Here is a 19,378-nt window from a genome sequence, read left to right as displayed (position 1 = left end):
AGTATAAAAAATAACGCAAAAAGACGCTATTAATATGCTTCACGTTTTCTTTTTGCGTTATGTGGGTTACGATCTTATTTTTGCTTTTTTGAAAAGTTTGCTTTCGGTTCAGTTTTATTTATAATTCGTCCGATATTTGCACGGTGTTTATAAATAACCATACCTGCTAATAAACACATCGCAATAATGAAGATTTTATCCCCGCTAACAATGGATGCAATAACAGCAACAACGGCTGTTACCATAGAAGAAAGTGATACGTATCTTGTTGTAAATAAAAGGCTGAAAAAGACAACAGCTAATATTGCAAAAACAACTGGAGAGTAGCATAATAGCACGCCAGCAGAAGTTGCAACAGCTTTACCACCACGGAATTTTGCGAAAATCGGATACACATGTCCAAGAACAGCTGCTAATCCGAACCAAAGTGGGTGAACATCCAATCCGAAAATAATCGGTAGGCTTGTTGCTAATGTACCTTTTAAAATGTCAGCAATTGTAACGATAAAACCTGCTTTTTTCCCTAGTGTGCGGAATGTATTTGTTCCGCCTAGATTACCGCTTCCGTGCTCACGAATATCGATTCCGTAGCCGATTTTTCCAACGACTAGTGCGAATGGAATCGAGCCAAGTAAGTAGGCAACGATAAATAAAAGATATGTAGTAACCATAAGTTCAGTCTCCTTTATTCAAATGTGTTGATAAAGGGTAAAAAGAGTTTTTCCCGTATATTGTACCATACATTTGTAAAGAGCACATTTCTTTTTTGTAAATGAAAAATTCATTATTTCGTGAAAAAAATTTCACAGGAATGTTACATTTCTCACAGAAACACCAAGACTATATGTAGTAACATTTTAATCAAAAGACAACAACATATTGGTGGAGGGTTATAAATGTTACAACGAAATGTACGTGGAGAAGAATTAATGAGAGTGTTTGAGACGATTGTCCACGGTAGTGAGCAAGATTTAATGCAAGAAAATGCAAATGTAGATGGCCGCTCTCCGATGGGAGTAATGGGAACGTTCGCATCAGAGAGTGCGAAATATTATGCAGTTGAAAATTTATTGTCAGATCAAGTGAAAAAAGCGATAAATCAAAATATATTATATCCACATGATTTAGATTTTTATGCGACAGGAACGACGACTTGCTCGCAAATTCCGTTAGCTCAAATGCTTGCAAACGGTTTTCATACTGGACATGGGCATATGAGACAGCCGCAGGATATTAAAAGTGCATTGGCTCTTTCGTCTATTATTTTTCAGGCGAATCAAAATATGCAGCACGGTGGTCAATCGTTTGCACTCTTTGATATTGATTTAGCTCCATATGTGAGAAAAACAATAGCGAGACATAAGAAACGATTACAGTCATATCCGCTTACGAAAGAACAAATAGAAGAATTTGCATGGAAAGAAACAGAAAATGATACGTATCAGGCGTGTGAAGCTTTCATTCACAATTCAAATAGTATGCATAGTAGGGGCGGGGGACAAGTACCGTTTATTTCTATTAATTATGGAACAGACACATCAAAAGAGGGACGGTTATTAGTTAGACAGCTTTTAAAAGCGACACAAGCTGGTCTTGGTAAAGGAGAAACACCAATTTTTCCTATTCAAATTTTTAAAATGAAAAAAGGCGTGAACTTTGAAGAATGTGATCCGAACTATGATTTATTTGAATTAGCGTTAGAGACAACGGCTGAACGATTATTCCCTAACTTTTCATTTTTAGATGCGCCATTTAATGCCGTGCATTATGACGGGCGACCGGAAAGTGAAGTATGTTACATGGGATGTCGTACCCGTGTTATGTCTAACATACATGGAGAAGAAACAGCGATTGGAAGAGGTAATTTATCATTTACGTCTATCAACTTAGTGAAATTAGCGTTAATTAGTGGTTCAAAAGAAGCGTTTTTTGAAGCGTTAAATTATTACTTAGATTTAGGAATTAAGCAATTATTAGAGAGATTTGAGTATCAATGTACGAAGCGAGCAAGAGATTTTCGATTTTTATATTCACAAGGTGTATGGCGTGGTGGAGAAGAGTTACATCCTGAAGATTCTGTAGCATCCATTTTAAAGCAAGGGACGTTAAGTCTTGGTTTTATCGGTCTTGCGGAGTGTTTAGTAGCTTTAACAGGAAAGCATCATGGAGAAGATGAAGAGTCATGGAAACTCGGGTATGAAATCATTTCCTTTATGAGAGATAGAATGGATAAAGCGACGGAAGAACATGAACTGAATTTCTCAGTAATTGCAACTCCTGCAGAAGGATTATCAGGGAAGTTTGTGAAAAAGGATAGGGAAGAATTTGGTGTGATTAGCGGTATAACGAACCATAATTATTATACGAATTCATTCCATATCCCAGTTTATTATAACATTCAAGCGATAAATAAAATTCGTTTAGAAGGACCTTTCCATGCCTTATGTAACGGGGGACATATTACGTATATTGAGCTAGATGGAGCAGCTATGCATAACAAACAGGCGTTAAAACAAATTGTGCGAGCGATGGCAGATCATGGCGTTGGATACGGTTCAATTAATCATCCTGTTGACCGTTGTAAGTGCTGTAGTTACCACGGGGTTATTGGTAATGAATGCCCAAGCTGTGGAAATGGAGACGAGGCTAATATAGAAAGGATTCGCCGTATTACAGGCTATCTTGTAGGAGATATGTCGAAGTGGAATAGTGCCAAACGCAGTGAAGAGATGGATCGGGTGAAGCATAAATGAAAGTGATGAACATCATTCATGATAGTGTAGTAGATGGAGAAGGGTTGCGGACAGTCGTGTTTTTTGCGGGCTGTCCGCATCGTTGTTTCGGTTGCCATAATCCGAAATCGTGGAATATTTGTAATGGAACTGAAATGACAGTAGAAGAAATTGTGAAAGAGATTGCAAGTAATCCATTAACTGATGTAACATTTTCAGGTGGAGATCCATTTTTCCAAGCTACTGAGGTGAAGAAAGTAGCACAAGCAGTGAAAGATTTGAAAAAAAATCTATGGATGTATACAGGTTATACGTTAGAAGAGATACAGAGTTCTCAAAATAATGATATGATAGAGTTGTTACATTATGGGGATGTTTTAGTCGATGGAAGATTTGAAATCGAGAAAAAAGATTTAACACTTCCATTTCGCGGAAGCTCCAATCAACGTATTATTCGATTGAAAGAGTAAAAAGGCGGGATAGATGATATGAATAAAACAGTATTACTAGTTGAAGATGAAAGAAGACTACGTGAAATCGTTAGTGATTATTTTCGTAATGAAGGCTTTGAAGTAATCGAAGCAGAAGACGGAAAAATAGCATTAGAATTATTTGCAGAGCATGAAATTGATTTAATTATGTTAGATATTATGTTACCAGAAATAGATGGATGGTCTGTTTGTAGACGAATTAGAAAAGAATCAGCAGTACCTATCATTATGTTAACAGCACGTTCAGATGAGGATGATACATTACTAGGGTTCGAATTAGGTGCAGATGAGTACGTAACGAAACCTTTCAGCCCGAAAGTGTTAGTAGCTCGCGCGAAGACGTTATTGAAACGTGCGGATGGCGTGGTAGGAGTAGCGGAAGAAAATACTATGTCTTTAGCTGGAATAGAAGTAAATCGCCTATCTAGAACGGTGTTAGTAAATGGAGAAGAAATTATATTGACACATAAGGAATTTGAACTTCTTGTTTATTTAATGGAGAACAAAGGAATTGTGTTGTCACGTCAACATTTATTAGATCAGTTATGGGGATATGATTACTACGGTGATGACCGAACAGTTGATACTCATATTAAAAAACTACGAAATAAGCTAGGAGATAAAGCGAAGCATATCGGTACTGTTATTCGAGTTGGTTATAAATTTGAAGAATAACCTTGAAAATACTATGTAATTTGGCTTTGGGATATAGCAAATTTATACTCTCTTTTGTAGGTGGAATGTACAAAAAATACTTTTCTTGTCTACAATGTTAGATAAGAGTATTTTTTTAATTGGATTTCACGATGAGTTCACAAGAAGGACACAAACTGTGACTATACTGAAAGTACGAATTCACCAGAGAGGGGAAATAAAACATGGGATATTACGACGGACCGAATTTAAATGAAGAGCATAGTGAAACGAGAGAAGTGAGAAAATCAGGCGGTAAAAAAGGTTATTTTTTCACAGGTTTAGTCGGAGCGGTAGTTGGGGCTGTCACAATTAGTTTTGCAGCACCATATATGCCATGGGCTCAAAATAATGGAGCGGCCGTATCATCATTCAGTTCGGATTCAAAAGTTGAAGGTACTGTAGTTCCTGTTGTCAATAAAGCTAAAAATGAAACTGATTTACCTGGTATGATTGAAGGCGCGAAAGATGTTGTTGTAGGTGTTATTAATATGCAACAAAGCATTGATCCATTTGCAATGCAACCAACAGGCCAAGAACAACAAGCTGGTTCAGGATCAGGTGTTATTTATAAAAAAGCAGGAAATAAAGCATATATTGTAACAAATAACCACGTAGTAGATGGTGCAAATAAACTTGCTGTAAAATTAAGTGATGGTAAACAAGTAGATGCAAAACTAGTAGGGAAAGATCCTTGGTTAGATTTAGCTGTTGTTGAAATTGACGGGTCTAATGTAAATAAAGTTGCCACTTTAGGTGACTCAAGTAAAATCCGAGCTGGTGAAAAAGCAATTGCAATCGGTAACCCACTAGGGTTTGATGGAAGTGTAACGGAAGGCATTATTAGTAGTAAAGAACGTGAAATTCCAGTAGATATTGATGGCGATAAACGTGCGGATTGGAATGCTCAAGTTATTCAAACAGATGCAGCGATTAACCCAGGTAATAGTGGTGGTGCGTTATTTAACCAAAACGGTGAAATAATTGGGATTAATTCAAGTAAAATTGCACAACAAGAAGTTGAAGGAATTGGATTTGCTATTCCAATTAATATCGCAAAACCAGTTATTGAATCACTTGAAAAAGACGGAGTAGTGAAACGTCCAGCTCTTGGAGTAGGTGTCGTTTCATTAGAAGATGTGCAAGCTTATGCAGTAAATCAATTGAAAGTACCAAAAGAAGTAACAAGCGGCGTTGTATTAGGTAAAATTTACCCAATATCACCTGCCGAAAAAGCTGGTTTAGAGCAATATGATATTGTAATAGCATTAGATAATCAAAAAGTAGAAAATTCACTTCAATTCCGTAAATATTTATATGAAAAGAAAAAAGTAGGCGAAAAAGTAGAAGTTACATTCTATCGTAACGGTCAAAAAATGACGAAAACAGCTACTTTAGCAGATAATTCAGCTACAAAGAATCAATAATTGAAATAAAAGAAAGTCTCTTTCATATTGAAAGAGACTTTCTTTATCGGCTATACTAAAGGAATAGGAGGGATAAATTATGACAATTGAAAACCCAACTCGTACGGAAATTGGTGAAGTATTAAAGAAAAGTAAAACGATTGCAGTTGTTGGATTATCGGATAAACCAGAACGTACATCGTATATGGTTTCAAAAGCAATGCAAGATGCTGGGTATCGCATTATTCCAGTAAACCCAACAGTAGATGAGGTGCTTGGAGAAAAAGCAGTTTCTTCACTAAAGGATATTAAGGAACATGTTGACATTGTAAATGTATTCCGCCGTTCAGAATTTTTAATGGATGTTGCAAAAGAGTTTGTAGAGATTGATGCAGATGTTTTTTGGGCACAATTAGGAGTACAAGATGAAGATACATATAAACTGTTAAAAGAAAAAGGCTATACTGTAATAATGGATCGTTGTATTAAAGTAGAACATGCGATGACAAAGTAGTATAGATTTTAAAGAGAGAAAGATTGATTCAGCCCTCGTTATAGATAAGTAGGGCCGATGAACGAGGTGTTCATCATGAGATTTTTTAAAGGCTGTTTTTGGGGATTGTTACTCGTTATCCCATTTTGGATATTGATCATTTGGATCATGATAAAGGTTTGGAATGTGTAATCTTGGCATACATATCCATTTCTCGTTGACAAACGATTATTTTTCTGAAATAGTAGCCTAGAGGAATCCTTGTGAAAAAAACAAGGATTTTTCTATTGAAAATGGTATATAAAAGAGATAAGATAACTTGCCAAAACTATAGTCGAGGCGTTATTCTATAATAGAAACATATGTTCTGATTTGATTAGGAAAGGGGCAAGGAGTTTGGCGAAGCATCAGTTCCAATATAATGAAGATGCAATTCAAGTGCTAGAAGGACTTGAAGCCGTTCGAAAACGCCCGGGTATGTATATCGGGAGTACGGATAGCCGTGGATTGCATCATTTAGTATATGAAATAGTAGATAACTCCGTTGACGAAGCGTTAGCGGGATTTGGCGACGAAATTTCTGTCGTAATACATAAAGATAATAGTATTAGCGTTATAGATAAAGGGCGAGGAATGCCTACGGGAATGCATAAACTTGGGAAACCTACACCTGAAGTTATTTTAACTGTACTTCATGCTGGTGGTAAGTTTGGTCAAGGTGGTTACAAAACGAGTGGAGGTTTACATGGTGTTGGGGCATCAGTTGTAAACGCCTTATCTGAATGGTTAGTCGTAACGATTAAGCGTGACGGAAATATTTATGAACAACGCTTTGAAAATGGCGGTGTGCCTGCAACGACGTTAGAGAAAATCGGGAAGACGAAAGAGTCTGGTACGACAATGCATTTCAAACCAGATACAACGATTTTCAGCACAACAAATTACAATTACGAAACATTATGTGAAAGATTACGTGAATCTGCATTCTTATTAAAAGGGATGAAAATCTCAATAAAAGATGAGCGAAATGATTTAGAAGATGTTTTTCATTATGAAACAGGAATTGAAGCTTTCGTTTCATACTTAAACGAAGAAAAAGATTCAATCCATCCGGTAGTATATTTCACTGGTGAACAAAATGGAATTGAGGCAGAGCTAGCATTCCAATTTAACGATGGCTACTCAGAAAATATTCTTTCGTTTGTAAATAACGTACGTACAAAAGATGGTGGAACACACGAAGCTGGGTTTAAGACAGCAATGACTCGTGTGTTCAATGAGTATGCTCGTAAAGTATCGTTATTAAAAGAAAAAGATAAAAACTTAGAAGGTACAGATATTCGTGAAGGTGTAGCGGCTATCGTTTCTGTACGTGTACCAGAAGAAGTACTTCAGTTTGAAGGTCAAACGAAGGGGAAACTAGGTACAAGTGAAGCTCGTTCTTCAATTGATGCCATTGTATCAGAGCATTTAGCTTACTTTTTAGAAGAAAACCCAGATGTTGCTACACTTCTTGTGAGAAAGGCAGTTAAAGCAGCGCAAGCACGTGAGGCTGCTCGCAAAGCGAGAGAGGAAGCACGTACTGGTAAAAAGAAAAAGAAATCAGAAGGTACATTAAGTGGTAAGTTAACACCCGCACAATCACGTAACCCGCAAAAAAATGAACTGTACCTAGTGGAGGGTGACTCTGCCGGTGGTTCAGCGAAACAAGGTCGAGACCGACGTTTCCAAGCGGTATTACCGTTACGTGGTAAAGTAATCAATACAGAAAAAGCAAAACTTGCTGATATCTTTAAAAATGAAGAGATTAATACAATCATTTACGCTATTGGCGGTGGTGTAGGGAATGAATTCGCTGTTGAAGATATTAACTACGATAAAGTTGTAATTATGACCGATGCCGATACAGATGGTGCACACATTCAAGTATTGTTATTAACGTTCTTCTACAGATATATGAAACCACTTATCGAAGCTGGCAAAGTATTTATTGCACTTCCTCCTTTATACAAAGTAAGTAAAGGAAAAGGGAAAAGTGAAATAATTGAGTATGCATGGTCCGATGAAGAATTAGATGGTGTAACAAAAAAGGTTGGTAAAGGCTACATGCTGCAGCGCTATAAAGGACTTGGCGAAATGAATGCAGATCAATTATGGGAGACAACTATGAATCCTGAAACACGTACGTTGATTCGTGTGAAAATTGACGATGCATCAAGAGCGGAGCGCCGAGTTACGACATTGATGGGTGATAAAGTAGAACCTCGTCGTAAATGGATCGAACGAAATGTACAATTTGGTATGCAAGAAGAAGGAAATATTTTAGAAAATGAAATGATTATGGAGACGGAGGTGGAATAACATGCAGGCAGAGAAGTTTCATGACCTCCCGCTTGAAGACGTGTTAGGTGACCGCTTTGCACGTTATAGTAAATATATTATTCAAGACCGCGCGCTTCCAGATGCGCGTGACGGTTTAAAACCTGTACAAAGACGTATTTTATATTCTATGTATGTAGAAGGAAATGTACATGATAAAGCATTTCGTAAATCAGCTAAAACAGTTGGTAATGTTATCGGTAACTACCATCCACACGGTGATTCCTCTGTATATGAAGCGATGGTACGTTTAAGTCAAACTTGGAAAGTACGTAATGTTTTAGTTGAAATGCATGGTAATAATGGTAGTGTGGATGGCGATCCAGCAGCGGCAATGCGTTATACGGAAGCCCGCTTATCACCAATCGCATCTGAGTTGTTACGTGATCTTGATAAAGAAACAGTAGAATTTGTGTCAAACTTTGATGATACGAGTGAAGAACCTGTTGTGCTTCCAGCGATGTTCCCGAACTTATTAGTGAACGGATCTACAGGGATTTCAGCTGGTTATGCAACAGAAATTCCTCCCCATCACCTTGGGGAAGTAATTGATGCGACGATGATGCGTATTGATAAGCCGAATAGTACTGTTGATGATTTATTAACAGTTATGAAAGGACCAGATTTCCCGACCGGTGGTATTATTCAAGGGATTGATGGTATTAAAAAAGCGTATGAAACAGGAAAAGGTAAAATTATTATTCGCGGGAAAGCTGAAGTTGAAACGATTCGCGGTGGTAAGCAACAAATCGTTATTACAGAAATTCCATATGAAGTAAATAAAGCGAACCTTGTTAAAAAAATGGATGAATTACGTCTAGATAAAAAACTAGATGGAATTGCTGAAGTACGTGATGAGACAGATCGTACAGGTCTTCGCATCGTTGTAGAGCTGAAAAAAGAAGTAAATGCTGAAGGTATTTTAAATTATTTATATAAGAATACAGATTTACAAATTCCATATAATTTTAATATGGTTGCGATAAATAATCGTCGTCCTACACTTATGACGTTACCAAAAATTTTGGATGCATATATTGGACACCAAAAAGAAGTCGTAACAAAGCGTTCTCAGTATGAGTTACGAAAAGCAGAAAATCGTCAACATATTGTTGAAGGTTTAATGAAAGCATTATCAATTTTAGATCAAGTAATTGAAACGATTAGATCTTCTAAAGATAAGCGCAATGCGAAAGATAACTTAAGTGCTAAATTCGGCTTTACAGAAGCACAATCAGAAGCAATCGTTTCGTTGCAATTATATCGTTTAACAAATACAGATATTACAGCACTGGAAAAAGAAGCGGATGAATTAAGTACAAAAATTGCAGAATTACAGGCAATTTTACAAAGTGAAAAAAGACTTCTTCAAGTTATTAAAACAGATTTGAAGAGAGTAAAGAAAACATATAGTGATGATCGCCGTGCTATTATTGAAGACCAAATTGAGGAAATTAAAATCGATGTGGAAGTGATGATTCCGCAGGAAGATGTCATCGTTACTGTAACGAAAGAAGGATATGTGAAACGAACAGGTTGGCGTTCGCATAATGCATCGAACGGGAAAGACTTCGGTATGAAAGAGGGTGACATCTTACTGGAGCGATTCGATACGAATACGACAGAGACAGTCCTCTTATTTACGAATAAAGGAAACTATATATATCTGCCAGTATATGAAATGCCAGAAATCCGTTGGAAAGATTTAGGTCAACACGTTGCGAATCTCGTTTCACTCGAGCGAGATGAAATGATTATTTGGGCGACCGTCGTACCGAATTTTGAAGAAGAAAAACGATTTATCGTATTTGTAACAAAGAATGGCATGATTAAGAAAACAGAATTAAACCAATATAAAGTACAGCGTTATTCAAGGGCGTTTGTTGCTGTAAACTTGAAAAAAGATGATGAAGTAGTAGATATATTTGCAACAGATGGAACGAGTGATATCGTGCTTGCAACCTATGGTGCATATGCACTTATTTTCCATGAAGATGAAGTAAGTCCAGTCGGTGTAAGGGCCGCTGGTGTGAAAGCAATTAATTTAAAAGAAGATGATTATGTTGCTTCTGGTAAACCGTTAAATGGTGAAAAAGATCAACTTATTCTCGTAACGCAGCGCGGTGCTGTAAAACGTTTAAAAGCATCAGAAATTGAAAAATCAACGAGGGCGAAGCGAGGTCTTGTTATTTTCAAAGAGTTAAAACGTAATCCATACCGTATTGTCGGTATTGAAATTGTTCGAGACGATGAACTAGTTTACATGAAGACAGAGAAGCACATCGTAGAAGAAATTGATCCGAAAGCGTATCGAAATAAAGACCGGTATAGTAACGGTAGTTTAGTACTAGATGTTAATGATACTGGTGAAGTTATTGAAACGTGGACGAAAAAACGACCGGAGTAAAGTGAAAGCATCTTGCTATGAATAATAGCAAGATGCTTTTTTCTAGGCAAATTATTATGTCCATAACAATAATCTTGTTATAATAATTGAATGAAATCGTTCTCATAAAGTGAAACTTTAATCAGTGAGTGTTTTCTTTATCCCCACTGATTATTAGTTGAAGCCGGACAGATGGAGGGGCAACATGAAAAGAATAGGTGTAGGGATTGTAGGATTTGGGTTTTCTAGTACAACATTTCACATCCCATTATTACAAACGATAGAAGAATACGATATTCGTGCTATTTTATCTTCAAAAGAAGAACTAGTGAAACAAGCATTACCAAACGCTGAAGTTGTTGGCACAATTGAGGAATTAGTAAATCGTGCTGATATTGAGTTAGTGGTCATTACTTCACCGAATACGACTCATTTTCCATATGTAAAAGAAGCAATTTTACATGGTAAGCATGTAGTTGTGGAGAAACCATTCGTTGTTTCAATTGAAGAAGGGGAAGAGCTTATTTCGTTAGCAGAGCAACATAATGTGGTTTTAAGTGTATATCATAATCGTCGTTTTGATAATGATTTCTTAACGATAAAGAAATTGTTAGAAAAAAATAGAATAGGAAATGTATACGCATATGAAGCGCATTTCGATCGTTTTCGCCCGAATGTACGTGATCGCTGGAGAGAAAAGAATTTACCAGGATCAGGTATACTATATGATTTAGGATCGCATTTAATTGACCAAGCACTATCATTATTTGGGAAACCAGATGCGATAAGTGCAGATGTGATCAAACAACGACCAGGTGCAGAAATTGATGATTACTTCCATGTTATACTTCACTACGGTGTGAAACGTGTCACTTTACATAGTAGCAGTTACGTAAAGCAAGCAGGTCCACACTTTACACTGCATGGAGATAAAGGTTCTATCGTGAAATACGGTATGGATTCACAGGAGGAACAATTAAAAAATGGAATGAAGCCAGGCGATAACGGTTATGGAGTAGATGCGGAAGAGAATTTCGCTATTTTAGATACGGAAGAAAAGCTAGAGCGTATTCCGACAGAAGTTGGCTGTTATGATATGTACTATAAAGGTGTAAGAGATAGTATTGTAAATGGCGATAAACCACCTGTAACAGCACAAGAAGGCTTAGAAGTTATCAGGCTTATTCAATTAGCGATTGAAAGTAGTGAAACAGGTAGAGTTATCACTGTAAAATAAAAAAGACACGAATTTCGTGTCTTTTTTATTAGGAAAATGTGAATATGACTAATTATTTAGCTTAATCGTTTGTCATACATTAGCTGAATTTGTATGCCGTAAGGATCTTCAATAATTCCATATGCTTCACTAAATATATTTTTTTCTAGTGGAGAGATTACCTTCACGTTCTTATCGGAAATTAAATTATTATAAAATCTATTTATTTCTTCTAAATTAGCGCTTTGAATGCAAAGTGAAATGTTATTTCCAACGTTATAACATTCCTTAGGATTCATTGTATCTTCTGCTATCATTAGCTTTGTATTCCCAATTTGTAAAACAGAGTGAGCAATATGATCTTTATTTTCACTTGTAATTTTAAAAGAACGATTTCTTTTCGCCAGTTCTTCATACGTAACAATCATTAACTGCTTAGCTTCTAAATTGCGTGTATAAAAATTAATTGCCTCTTTTGCATGCCCATTCATTGAAAGAAAAATAGCTATTTCTAATGTCATACATATACAACTCCTTTATTAGTTAATAATTATAATATAGACTAAAAAGGTTTCAATACATGACACCTTTCGGGAGGGGAATATGAAAAAAACGGAACGAATTAATGATATGCTTATTTTCTTAAATAATAAAAGGCATTTTAATTTAAAGGACTTAATGGTTAGATATGCTATTTCTAAAAGTACAGCTTTACGAGATATTCAATCATTGGAAGAAATAGGTGTACCATTATATTCTGAATTAGGTAGAAATGGAAGTTATAAAATTATAGAAAATAGTGTGTTATCGCCAATTTATTTTAGTGTGGATGAAATGTATGCGTTATACTTTTCGATTCTCACATTAAATGGATACAAGACAAAACCATTTAATATAGAAAGTATTGCACTTGAAAATAAATTTAAACATGTATTACCTGAAAATGTGAGTAAAAATATTTCAATTATGGAACGAACGCTTTCTTTTGAAGTAACAAATCATAGTAATTTTAGTCCGTTCTTAAAAGAAATTTTACAGGGGATTTTTGCTGAGCGAGTTTATCATTTAACATATTTAAAAAAAGATGTGGAGAAAGTAATGGTAGCTCAATTTATTCGAATCGAATCTAAATTTGGCCAGTGGTATGCTAAAATCTTTAATTTTGAGACAAATCATGTTCAAATCATTAGATGTGATAAAATTCTTTCTATTGAGGAAACAAGCAATACGAATCCAAAAAATCTTGAAGAATTGTTAAGTTATCTTACAACTTTTCATAGAAAGCCTGATGCAACTGATTTTAGTGTCATTGTTAATCAAAAAGGAAAAGACATTTTTGATAAAGAGAATTATCCTTCCATGAAGATACAAAAAGAAAATGAAAATTACATGATAACAGGCTATTTTAATAAGCAAGAAGTTGATTTTATTTCGAACTATTTTCTGAATTTCGGAGAAACGATTATCTCCATTCAGCCTGTTATGTTAAAAGAGTTAATCTACAATAAGGTATTATCTATAAAAAAGCATTTAACTTCTTTAAGATAAAGTTAGTTTTAATCATTTTTTGATGTGAAAAAGCCCTTGAGATTTAAATATCTAAAGGGTTTTTTTGTGATGTTATTTGTTCACTAGAAACATTATTTTTCTGGGACGGACAGTCCATAAAAGAACATCGTAACGATATCTTGTATATGTTTTTCGCGATCGCCTTCAAGAAGCTGTGCTCCGAAATCATCACCTAATTTAGTGAACATTTGAATGTATAATAACATCATTTCTTTAGTAAGGTGAGGGTTAATTTCATTTTTTTGCTGTGCTTGTTCTAATATTTCTAAATACCAAGGTAGGATTTTTTCTTTTTGATAACTATAAATAAACTCTCGGAGCTCTTCATCTCTTTGCATCATTTGTAGTAACATATCTGGCTGAAATAACCCACCAGTATTCATTTTTCTTACAATCATTTTTTGCATCATATCATGAAAAGGTAATTTTTCCGCTGCAAGATCTTTATAATATTGAAATTCAGATATAATAAATTCTTGTATAAGCTCTCGAAATAACGCATCTTTACTTCCGAAATGATTATAAATGGTAACTTGAGAAACGTTTGCTTTTTTTGCAATATGTTCTATTTTCACTTCATTAAATCCACGTTCTGAAAATAATAAGAAGGCGGCCTCTTTAATGGCACGTTTTTTCTTTTCTTTCACTTTTTCAAAGCCGTTCAATGCAATCACCTCAATTAAAATATACAAGAAAAAATAATGGAAAACAATATTTTTGAAATATGGACATATAAATATTTCAAAAAGTTGTTGCGAATATGAAAGATGAGGAGTACAATAATTTTGAAATATCACATATTAAATATTTCAAAAAATGAGGTGGAATTATGATTTCAGTTCAAAATGTCACAAAACAGTTTTCAAATGGAAAAGGTTTGTTTCATATTACATTTGATGTAAAAGAAGGGGAAGTATTCGGTTACTTAGGACCAAATGGTGCCGGGAAATCCACAACGATTCGTAATTTAATGGGATTTATAAAACCGACAGATGGTAAAGCAACAATTTTTGGATTAGATTGTTGGAATGAAGCAGCGAAAATTCAAAGAGAAGTTGGCTATTTACCAGGAGAAATCTCTTTTATTGAAGGAATGAACGGATTAGAGTTTTTAAAGTTAATGCAAGGAATGCGTGGGCTTAAGGATACGAAAAGAAGAGATGAATTAATAGAACGTCTGCAATTTGATGTGAAAACGCCGATTCGAAAAATGTCTAAAGGAATGAAGCAAAAAGTAGGGATTGTTGCTGCTTTTATGCATGATCCAGAAGTGTTAATTTTAGATGAACCGACATCAGGGCTCGATCCACTTATGCAGCAAGTATTTATAGATTTAATAGTAGAGGAAAAACAAAGAGGAAAAACAATTCTTATGTCGTCACATATTTTCACTGAAATTGAGCGTACGTGTGATCGAGTAGCGATTATTAAAGATGGTCGCCTTGTAACGGTTGAAAATATTCATGATTTACAAAGTATGAGACGTCAGGTAATAGATGTAACAGTATCATCGCAAGAAGAGATTGAATCTCTGGCGCAATGCAATTTGCAATTTGAAGCGGTGAAAGGAAGAGAAGCATCAATTATTGTACAAGGAAACTATCAAGCTGTTTTACAAACACTTTCAAACTATAATGTAACGGCACTTCAAACGAGAGCAATGGATTTAGAACATTTATTTATGCATTATTACGATAAGAAAGAAGGGGTAAAGCATGAATAAGCAATTGTTCTTAGCTAGTTTGAAAGAAACACAAAAAAGTATTTTGAGTTATGCAACCGGTGCAGCTCTATATTTATGGTTGTTAATTTGGATATTCCCTTCAATGGTATCGGCGAAAGGGTTAAATGAATTAATAAGTGCTATGCCTGATAGTGTGAAAAAAATCGTTGGCATGGAAAGTCCGATTCAAAACGTAATGGATTTTTTAGCTGGCGAATATTATAGTTTATTGTTTATTATCATATTAACAATTTTTTGTGTAACAGTTGCAACACATTTAATTGCTCGTCATGTAGATAAAGGAGCGATGGCATACTTGCTAGCAACACCAGTATCTAGAGTGCAAATTGCAATCACACAAGCGTCTATTCTCATATTGGGACTACTCATTATAGTAACTGTTACGTATGTAGCGGGTATAGTAGGTGCAGAATGGTTTCTACAAGATAATAACTTAAATAAAGAATTATTCTTGAAGATAAATGTAGTCGGAGGGCTCATATTTTTAGCCGTTAGTGCTTATTCCTTTTTCTTTTCTTGCATATGTAATGATGAAAGAAAGGCACTTAGCTATTCAGCAAGTTTAACAATTTTATTTTTCGTAACGGATATGGTAGGTAAATTAAGTGATAAGTTAGAATGGATGAGAAATATATCATTATTTACGCTATTTCGTCCGAAAGAGATTGCTGAGGGAACGTATAATATATGGCCAGTGAGTATAGGTTTAACTGCTGGAGCACTTTGTATTTTCATAGTAGCGATTTTAGTGTTTAAGAAGAGGGATTTACCGTTGTAAAGTAGAAAGTCCACTGAAAAAGTGGGCTTTTTTTGATGAGGAGGAAATGAATGAATCAGTTGTTCCGGGTGCAGCTATATGTAAATGATATAGAAAAGTCATTATTGTTCTATGAAGAAGTAATTGGTTTACAGTTGTATAAAAAAGATATGCATGCAGCACGTTTTAATCACGACCAGTTTTCTTTATTGCTAGTCAGTGATTCAAGATTGAATGAAAATCACTATTTTTACAATCGAAAAGAAATTAAGGGGAATGGCTTTGAACTAATTATTGTTGTCAATCGGATTGAAGAAGTATATGAACGTTGTAAAGAGAAGCGGTGCACAATACAGGAAGAAATTCAAACGTATCCGTGGGAGATGAGGGGATTTAAAGTTACGGATCCAGATGGATATTTCCTTAGAATTACATCTGAGTAAAGGTAAACATGAAAAATGTTTACCTTTTTTTATGAAAATATTCAAAGAAATGAACCTTTTTCTAGGTTCATCCGTCTAATACATGTAAAGTTAAATTTGAAGTGAGGATGAAACAGGAGGAGCAATTGTGAAAGTAATCCCTTTATATAAAATGATTGTAAAAGAAGAAACCGATGTTTCTTTAGCGAAAAAAGGTAATCATGAAGCGTTTATGGCGCTTATACATACAGAAAAAGTGAAGATGTATCGCATTGCAAAGGCTATGTTACGTGATGAGACAAATATAGAAGATGCGATACAGGCAACAATTTTAAAAGCCTATGAAAATATTAAAAAATTAAAAAAAGAAGAGTTTTTTCAAACTTGGTTAATTCGAATTTTAATGAATGAGTGTAACAATATTATTAGAGCGTATAAAAAGGTAATTGTGACAGAAGAGAATGATTACAATATGAGTGCGTGTGATCAGTATGAAGATATAGATTTGTGTAATGCGATTCAATCGTTACATAAAGAATTAAGAGCTGTTACGGTGCTTTATTATTATGAAGATATGAATCAAGAGAGTATAGCGAAGCTTTTAGAAATACCAAAAGGAACAGTGAAATCGAGATTATCACGTGCGAGGGAACAACTGCAAAAACAATTAAAGATGGAATAGGGGGTGTATAGGATGGATAACGAAAAATTATTTGATGAGAAATTAAAAAAGAGAATAAAAGATGAGAATATTATAGTACCGCCAGAGTTAAATGAAAAGATTAATCGTACACTACATAATCTTCCGGTCAAAAAGAAAGGTTACAGAGCGTATATGATGGTTATAAGTGCTGCTGTTCTAGCACTTTCAATCGTATCTATGTCGGAGTTCTCTGATCAAATTTTTGCTCAAAATGGTGGAGTATTTCAATATGTAAAGAAAAAGGCGTTTTCTGATTATGAAAATGAAGAGGAAATAAAATCGAACGTAAATTATCCAGATAAAGAAAAAATTCATGAAAAGATGCTGGATTCCATTGATTATTTTAAAAATATTTCAGGACAATTTGAAGAATATTCTAGCTCATCAAGAATTGCTACAACATACAAATATGCGATTGATACGGAGCAACAAAGTGGGATCTCTTCGAAAGAAGATAAACTAGCGAAAAAACGAACAATTATATATAACGAGGGCAAGAAAAAAGAATTTGATGATGAGAAGTATACATATAAAGAAACAAAATGGAGCCCAAAAGAAAGAAACTATGAACTATTAAAATTAAATCCCACGGAAAGATTATTGAGAAAATCAGGCGAGAAAAAAAGATATGATGATGAATATGTGGGATTTGCTAAGTATAGTATTCAATCAGAGTTTGCTGATCTATTAATTCGATATAAAGATTGGAATTATAAAGAAACGAAGTATCTTGGACTGGACTGTTACAAAATAGAAGGGACAATAAACATAGAAATGCCTGTAAGTACATCTGAAGATTTAAAAGGGAAATTTGAAATGGTTGTAGAGAAAAATACGGGGATTATGCTAAAGTTCCTTAGTTTCCACGAAGGTATGATTCAATATTCGATTACGACTGAATGGATACAAATAAACAAAGGATTGAAAGAGAATGTATTTCAAAAGGATAGTGCTAAGTATGAAAAATTGAAAAACATATTAGATGAATAGAAAACGGAGGGAACTATATGGAGAATACATCTCCTTCAAGAGAAAAGAAAAATAAAAGAAAATATAAAAAGACAATGATAATAAGTGTATTGTTAGTAGTATTACTATTTGGCGGAGTGGGATATGGTGCTTATGTGTATATGAAAACTTCTAATCTCGTACAAAAGTCTAGTTTACATTTAGCACGTGGTGAAAAATCACATTTACGTGAGAACACCGTAAAACCAATTGCAAATAATGTTTCACTTTTAATTATGGGAATTGATGAAAATCAAGAACGGCAAAAGGAATATAATGGTGCTTTTCATACAGATGCACTACTGCTAGCTACTTTTAATAAGGATGATAAGACAGTGAAATTAACGAGCATACCACGTGATACATATACATATGTTCCAGTTGAAAAGAAAAAAGATAAAATAACGCATGCATATGGAAGTGGTTTCGTTAAAAATGGTAAAGATGGAGGACCACAAGCTTCGGTGGAAGCGGTAGAAAAATTGTTACAAGTGCCTGTTGATTATTTTGTGAAGTTCAATTTTAATGCATTTACTAAAATTGTTGATGGGTTAGATGGGATTGAAGTAGATGTCCCAGTTGAATTTACGGAGCAAAATAGTAAAGATGAGCCTGATGCGATTCATTTGAAAAAAGGACTACAAAAACTAACAGGGGAAGAAGCACTTGCACTGGCAAGAACGCGTCATATTGACAGTGATGCAATGAGAGGTCAGCGTCAACAGCTTGTTATTGAAGCGATGTTAAGTAAATTAAAAAGTGTAGGTTCGATTACGAAACTAGAAAAAATGGTTGAGGCGGTTGACGGTGATTTTAAAACAAACTTAGTAATGGATGATATTTTATCATTTTATAAGTACGGTTTAAACGGTTCAGTTGAAAAAATACAATTAGCTGGTGATGATTTATATTTACCTAACGGTCCAAATGGGCAACGTGTATATTATTATAATCCTAATAAAAAAGATCTACAGAGTTTGAGTAATACGCTTAGAACACATCTAGGATTAAGTGAAAAGCAGATTGAAGAGAATTGAAGCAGGCGTAATGCCTGCTTTTTTATTTTTGTAGAAAAGAGGTTTGTTACGATATACATTATTTATTAACAATAATTTACAAGTGTTTTATAGTGGAGGGATATAAAGGCTATTAAATCAATACATAGAATTCAATGAGATATAGTGTTTCGAAAGATTATGGAATTTTTATGAATATTACTGTAAAAAAATAATTTTTTAAAAATTTTCAATAATAACACTTTACAAAACTCAAAAAATTAGTAGAATAATAGTTAATAAGAATCTTCTGATAAATATATAAAGAAAAACAGAATTATCAGAAAATTCTTAAATGAGAGCGTTAAGAATTAGGGAGGGTAC

At 34.6% G+C, this 19,378-nt stretch carries 18 protein-coding genes; 15 read left to right on the top strand and 3 right to left on the bottom strand.

The window, feature by feature from the left end:
• Positions 1 to 74 precede the first annotated feature (74 nt).
• Complete coding sequence (gene plsY / locus MHB74_RS17400) at positions 75 to 671, bottom strand: glycerol-3-phosphate 1-O-acyltransferase PlsY (protein WP_000258967.1); 597 nt, start codon at positions 669 to 671, stop codon at positions 75 to 77.
• A gap of 225 nt (positions 672 to 896) precedes the next feature.
• Between plsY and MHB74_RS17395 the strand changes: the two genes are divergently transcribed.
• From MHB74_RS17395 to MHB74_RS17360, 8 genes are all read left to right on the top strand, one after another.
• The gene (locus MHB74_RS17395; RefSeq protein WP_061679917.1) at positions 897 to 2,753 is read left to right on the top strand and encodes an anaerobic ribonucleoside triphosphate reductase; all 1,857 of its coding nucleotides are present in this window, start codon (positions 897 to 899) and stop codon (positions 2,751 to 2,753) included.
• Positions 2,750 to 3,202: an anaerobic ribonucleoside-triphosphate reductase activating protein gene (gene nrdG / locus MHB74_RS17390; protein ID WP_061679916.1), complete on the top strand. Its 453-nt coding sequence runs from the start codon at positions 2,750 to 2,752 to the stop codon at positions 3,200 to 3,202. The genes MHB74_RS17395 and nrdG overlap by 4 nt, the downstream gene beginning before the upstream one ends.
• 18 nt (positions 3,203 to 3,220) lie before the next feature.
• Positions 3,221 to 3,898: a response regulator transcription factor gene (locus tag MHB74_RS17385; protein WP_061679915.1), complete on the top strand. Its 678-nt coding sequence runs from the start codon at positions 3,221 to 3,223 to the stop codon at positions 3,896 to 3,898.
• A 203-nt stretch (positions 3,899 to 4,101) separates the two neighbouring features.
• Positions 4,102 to 5,343 carry a S1C family serine protease gene (locus MHB74_RS17380; protein ID WP_061679914.1) on the top strand — a complete coding sequence of 414 codons (1,242 nt, stop codon included), beginning with the start codon at positions 4,102 to 4,104 and terminating at the stop codon, positions 5,341 to 5,343.
• A gap of 79 nt (positions 5,344 to 5,422) precedes the next feature.
• Positions 5,423 to 5,836: a CoA-binding protein gene (locus MHB74_RS17375; RefSeq protein WP_000151391.1), complete on the top strand. Its 414-nt coding sequence runs from the start codon at positions 5,423 to 5,425 to the stop codon at positions 5,834 to 5,836.
• Positions 5,837 to 6,211: 375 nt separating this feature from the next.
• The gene (parE, locus tag MHB74_RS17370) at positions 6,212 to 8,176 is read left to right on the top strand and encodes a DNA topoisomerase IV subunit B (RefSeq protein WP_061679913.1); all 1,965 of its coding nucleotides are present in this window, start codon (positions 6,212 to 6,214) and stop codon (positions 8,174 to 8,176) included.
• 1 nt (position 8,177) lies between these two features.
• Complete coding sequence (gene parC / locus MHB74_RS17365; RefSeq protein WP_061679912.1) at positions 8,178 to 10,601, top strand: DNA topoisomerase IV subunit A; 2,424 nt, start codon at positions 8,178 to 8,180, stop codon at positions 10,599 to 10,601.
• 184 nt (positions 10,602 to 10,785) lie between these two features.
• Positions 10,786 to 11,817 (top strand): oxidoreductase, encoded by a 1,032-nt coding sequence (locus MHB74_RS17360; protein WP_061679911.1) that lies wholly within the window; start codon positions 10,786 to 10,788, stop codon positions 11,815 to 11,817.
• A gap of 56 nt (positions 11,818 to 11,873) precedes the next feature.
• On the opposite strand, the gene MHB74_RS17355 is transcribed toward MHB74_RS17360, so the two are convergent.
• Positions 11,874 to 12,317 (bottom strand): VOC family protein, encoded by a 444-nt coding sequence (locus MHB74_RS17355; protein ID WP_061679910.1) that lies wholly within the window; start codon positions 12,315 to 12,317, stop codon positions 11,874 to 11,876.
• Positions 12,318 to 12,399: 82 nt separating this feature from the next.
• Here MHB74_RS17355 and MHB74_RS17350 point away from each other — a divergent pair, with 82 nt between their 5' ends.
• Positions 12,400 to 13,344, top strand: a complete 945-nt coding sequence (locus tag MHB74_RS17350) for a helix-turn-helix transcriptional regulator (RefSeq protein ID WP_061679909.1) — start codon at positions 12,400 to 12,402, stop codon at positions 13,342 to 13,344.
• A 92-nt stretch (positions 13,345 to 13,436) separates the two neighbouring features.
• On the opposite strand, the gene MHB74_RS17345 is transcribed toward MHB74_RS17350, so the two are convergent.
• Positions 13,437 to 14,030, bottom strand: a complete 594-nt coding sequence (locus tag MHB74_RS17345) for a TetR/AcrR family transcriptional regulator (RefSeq protein ID WP_061679908.1) — start codon at positions 14,028 to 14,030, stop codon at positions 13,437 to 13,439.
• 164 nt (positions 14,031 to 14,194) lie between these two features.
• Between MHB74_RS17345 and MHB74_RS17340 the strand changes: the two genes are divergently transcribed.
• The 6 genes from MHB74_RS17340 to MHB74_RS17315 all read left to right on the top strand — a co-directional run bounded on the left by MHB74_RS17340 (position 14,195) and on the right by MHB74_RS17315 (position 19,036).
• A complete protein-coding gene (locus MHB74_RS17340) occupies positions 14,195 to 15,088 on the top strand; it encodes an ABC transporter ATP-binding protein (protein ID WP_061679907.1) in 894 nt (297 codons plus the stop codon).
• On the top strand, positions 15,081 to 15,887 hold the full coding sequence (locus tag MHB74_RS17335; RefSeq protein WP_061679906.1) for an ABC transporter permease subunit: 807 nt from the start codon (positions 15,081 to 15,083) through the stop codon (positions 15,885 to 15,887). Before MHB74_RS17340 ends, MHB74_RS17335 begins: the two co-directional genes overlap by 8 nt.
• A 50-nt stretch (positions 15,888 to 15,937) precedes the next feature.
• Positions 15,938 to 16,309, top strand: coding sequence for a VOC family protein (locus MHB74_RS17330; RefSeq protein WP_061679905.1), 372 nt, complete (start codon positions 15,938 to 15,940; stop codon positions 16,307 to 16,309).
• A 127-nt stretch (positions 16,310 to 16,436) separates the two neighbouring features.
• Entirely contained in the window at positions 16,437 to 16,970 is a 534-nt protein-coding gene (locus MHB74_RS17325) for a sigma-70 family RNA polymerase sigma factor (RefSeq protein ID WP_061679904.1), read from the top strand.
• 12 nt (positions 16,971 to 16,982) lie between these two features.
• Positions 16,983 to 17,981, top strand: a complete 999-nt coding sequence (locus MHB74_RS17320; RefSeq protein ID WP_061679903.1) for a hypothetical protein — start codon at positions 16,983 to 16,985, stop codon at positions 17,979 to 17,981.
• A 17-nt stretch (positions 17,982 to 17,998) separates the two neighbouring features.
• Positions 17,999 to 19,036, top strand: coding sequence for an LCP family protein (locus MHB74_RS17315; RefSeq protein ID WP_061679902.1), 1,038 nt, complete (start codon positions 17,999 to 18,001; stop codon positions 19,034 to 19,036).
• Positions 19,037 to 19,378: the final 342 nt, after the last annotated feature.

This window comes from Bacillus sp. FSL K6-0069, from assembly GCF_038007785.1.
GTDB classification, from domain to species: Bacteria; Bacillota; Bacilli; order Bacillales; family Bacillaceae_G; genus Bacillus_A; species Bacillus_A mobilis.
The sequence above is the reverse complement of the archived record's forward strand: the minus strand, read 5'-3'. Positions and strand labels throughout refer to the sequence as shown.

Coding starts and splice junctions, on each gene's coding strand:
- MHB74_RS17385 (WP_061679915.1), top strand. CDS start 3,221: ATGAATAAAACAGTATTACTAGTTGAAGATGAAAGAAGACTACGTGAA.
- MHB74_RS17375 (WP_000151391.1), top strand. CDS start 5,423: ATGACAATTGAAAACCCAACTCGTACGGAAATTGGTGAAGTATTAAAG.
- nrdG (WP_061679916.1), top strand. CDS start 2,750: ATGAAAGTGATGAACATCATTCATGATAGTGTAGTAGATGGAGAAGGG.
- MHB74_RS17330 (WP_061679905.1), top strand. CDS start 15,938: ATGAATCAGTTGTTCCGGGTGCAGCTATATGTAAATGATATAGAAAAG.
- parC (WP_061679912.1), top strand. CDS start 8,178: ATGCAGGCAGAGAAGTTTCATGACCTCCCGCTTGAAGACGTGTTAGGT.
- MHB74_RS17360 (WP_061679911.1), top strand. CDS start 10,786: ATGAAAAGAATAGGTGTAGGGATTGTAGGATTTGGGTTTTCTAGTACA.
- MHB74_RS17380 (WP_061679914.1), top strand. CDS start 4,102: ATGGGATATTACGACGGACCGAATTTAAATGAAGAGCATAGTGAAACG.
- MHB74_RS17350 (WP_061679909.1), top strand. CDS start 12,400: ATGAAAAAAACGGAACGAATTAATGATATGCTTATTTTCTTAAATAAT.
- plsY (WP_000258967.1), bottom strand. CDS start 671: ATGGTTACTACATATCTTTTATTTATCGTTGCCTACTTACTTGGCTCG.
- MHB74_RS17315 (WP_061679902.1), top strand. CDS start 17,999: ATGGAGAATACATCTCCTTCAAGAGAAAAGAAAAATAAAAGAAAATAT.
- MHB74_RS17395 (WP_061679917.1), top strand. CDS start 897: ATGTTACAACGAAATGTACGTGGAGAAGAATTAATGAGAGTGTTTGAG.
- MHB74_RS17340 (WP_061679907.1), top strand. CDS start 14,195: ATGATTTCAGTTCAAAATGTCACAAAACAGTTTTCAAATGGAAAAGGT.
- MHB74_RS17355 (WP_061679910.1), bottom strand. CDS start 12,317: ATGACATTAGAAATAGCTATTTTTCTTTCAATGAATGGGCATGCAAAA.
- MHB74_RS17320 (WP_061679903.1), top strand. CDS start 16,983: ATGGATAACGAAAAATTATTTGATGAGAAATTAAAAAAGAGAATAAAA.
- MHB74_RS17335 (WP_061679906.1), top strand. CDS start 15,081: ATGAATAAGCAATTGTTCTTAGCTAGTTTGAAAGAAACACAAAAAAGT.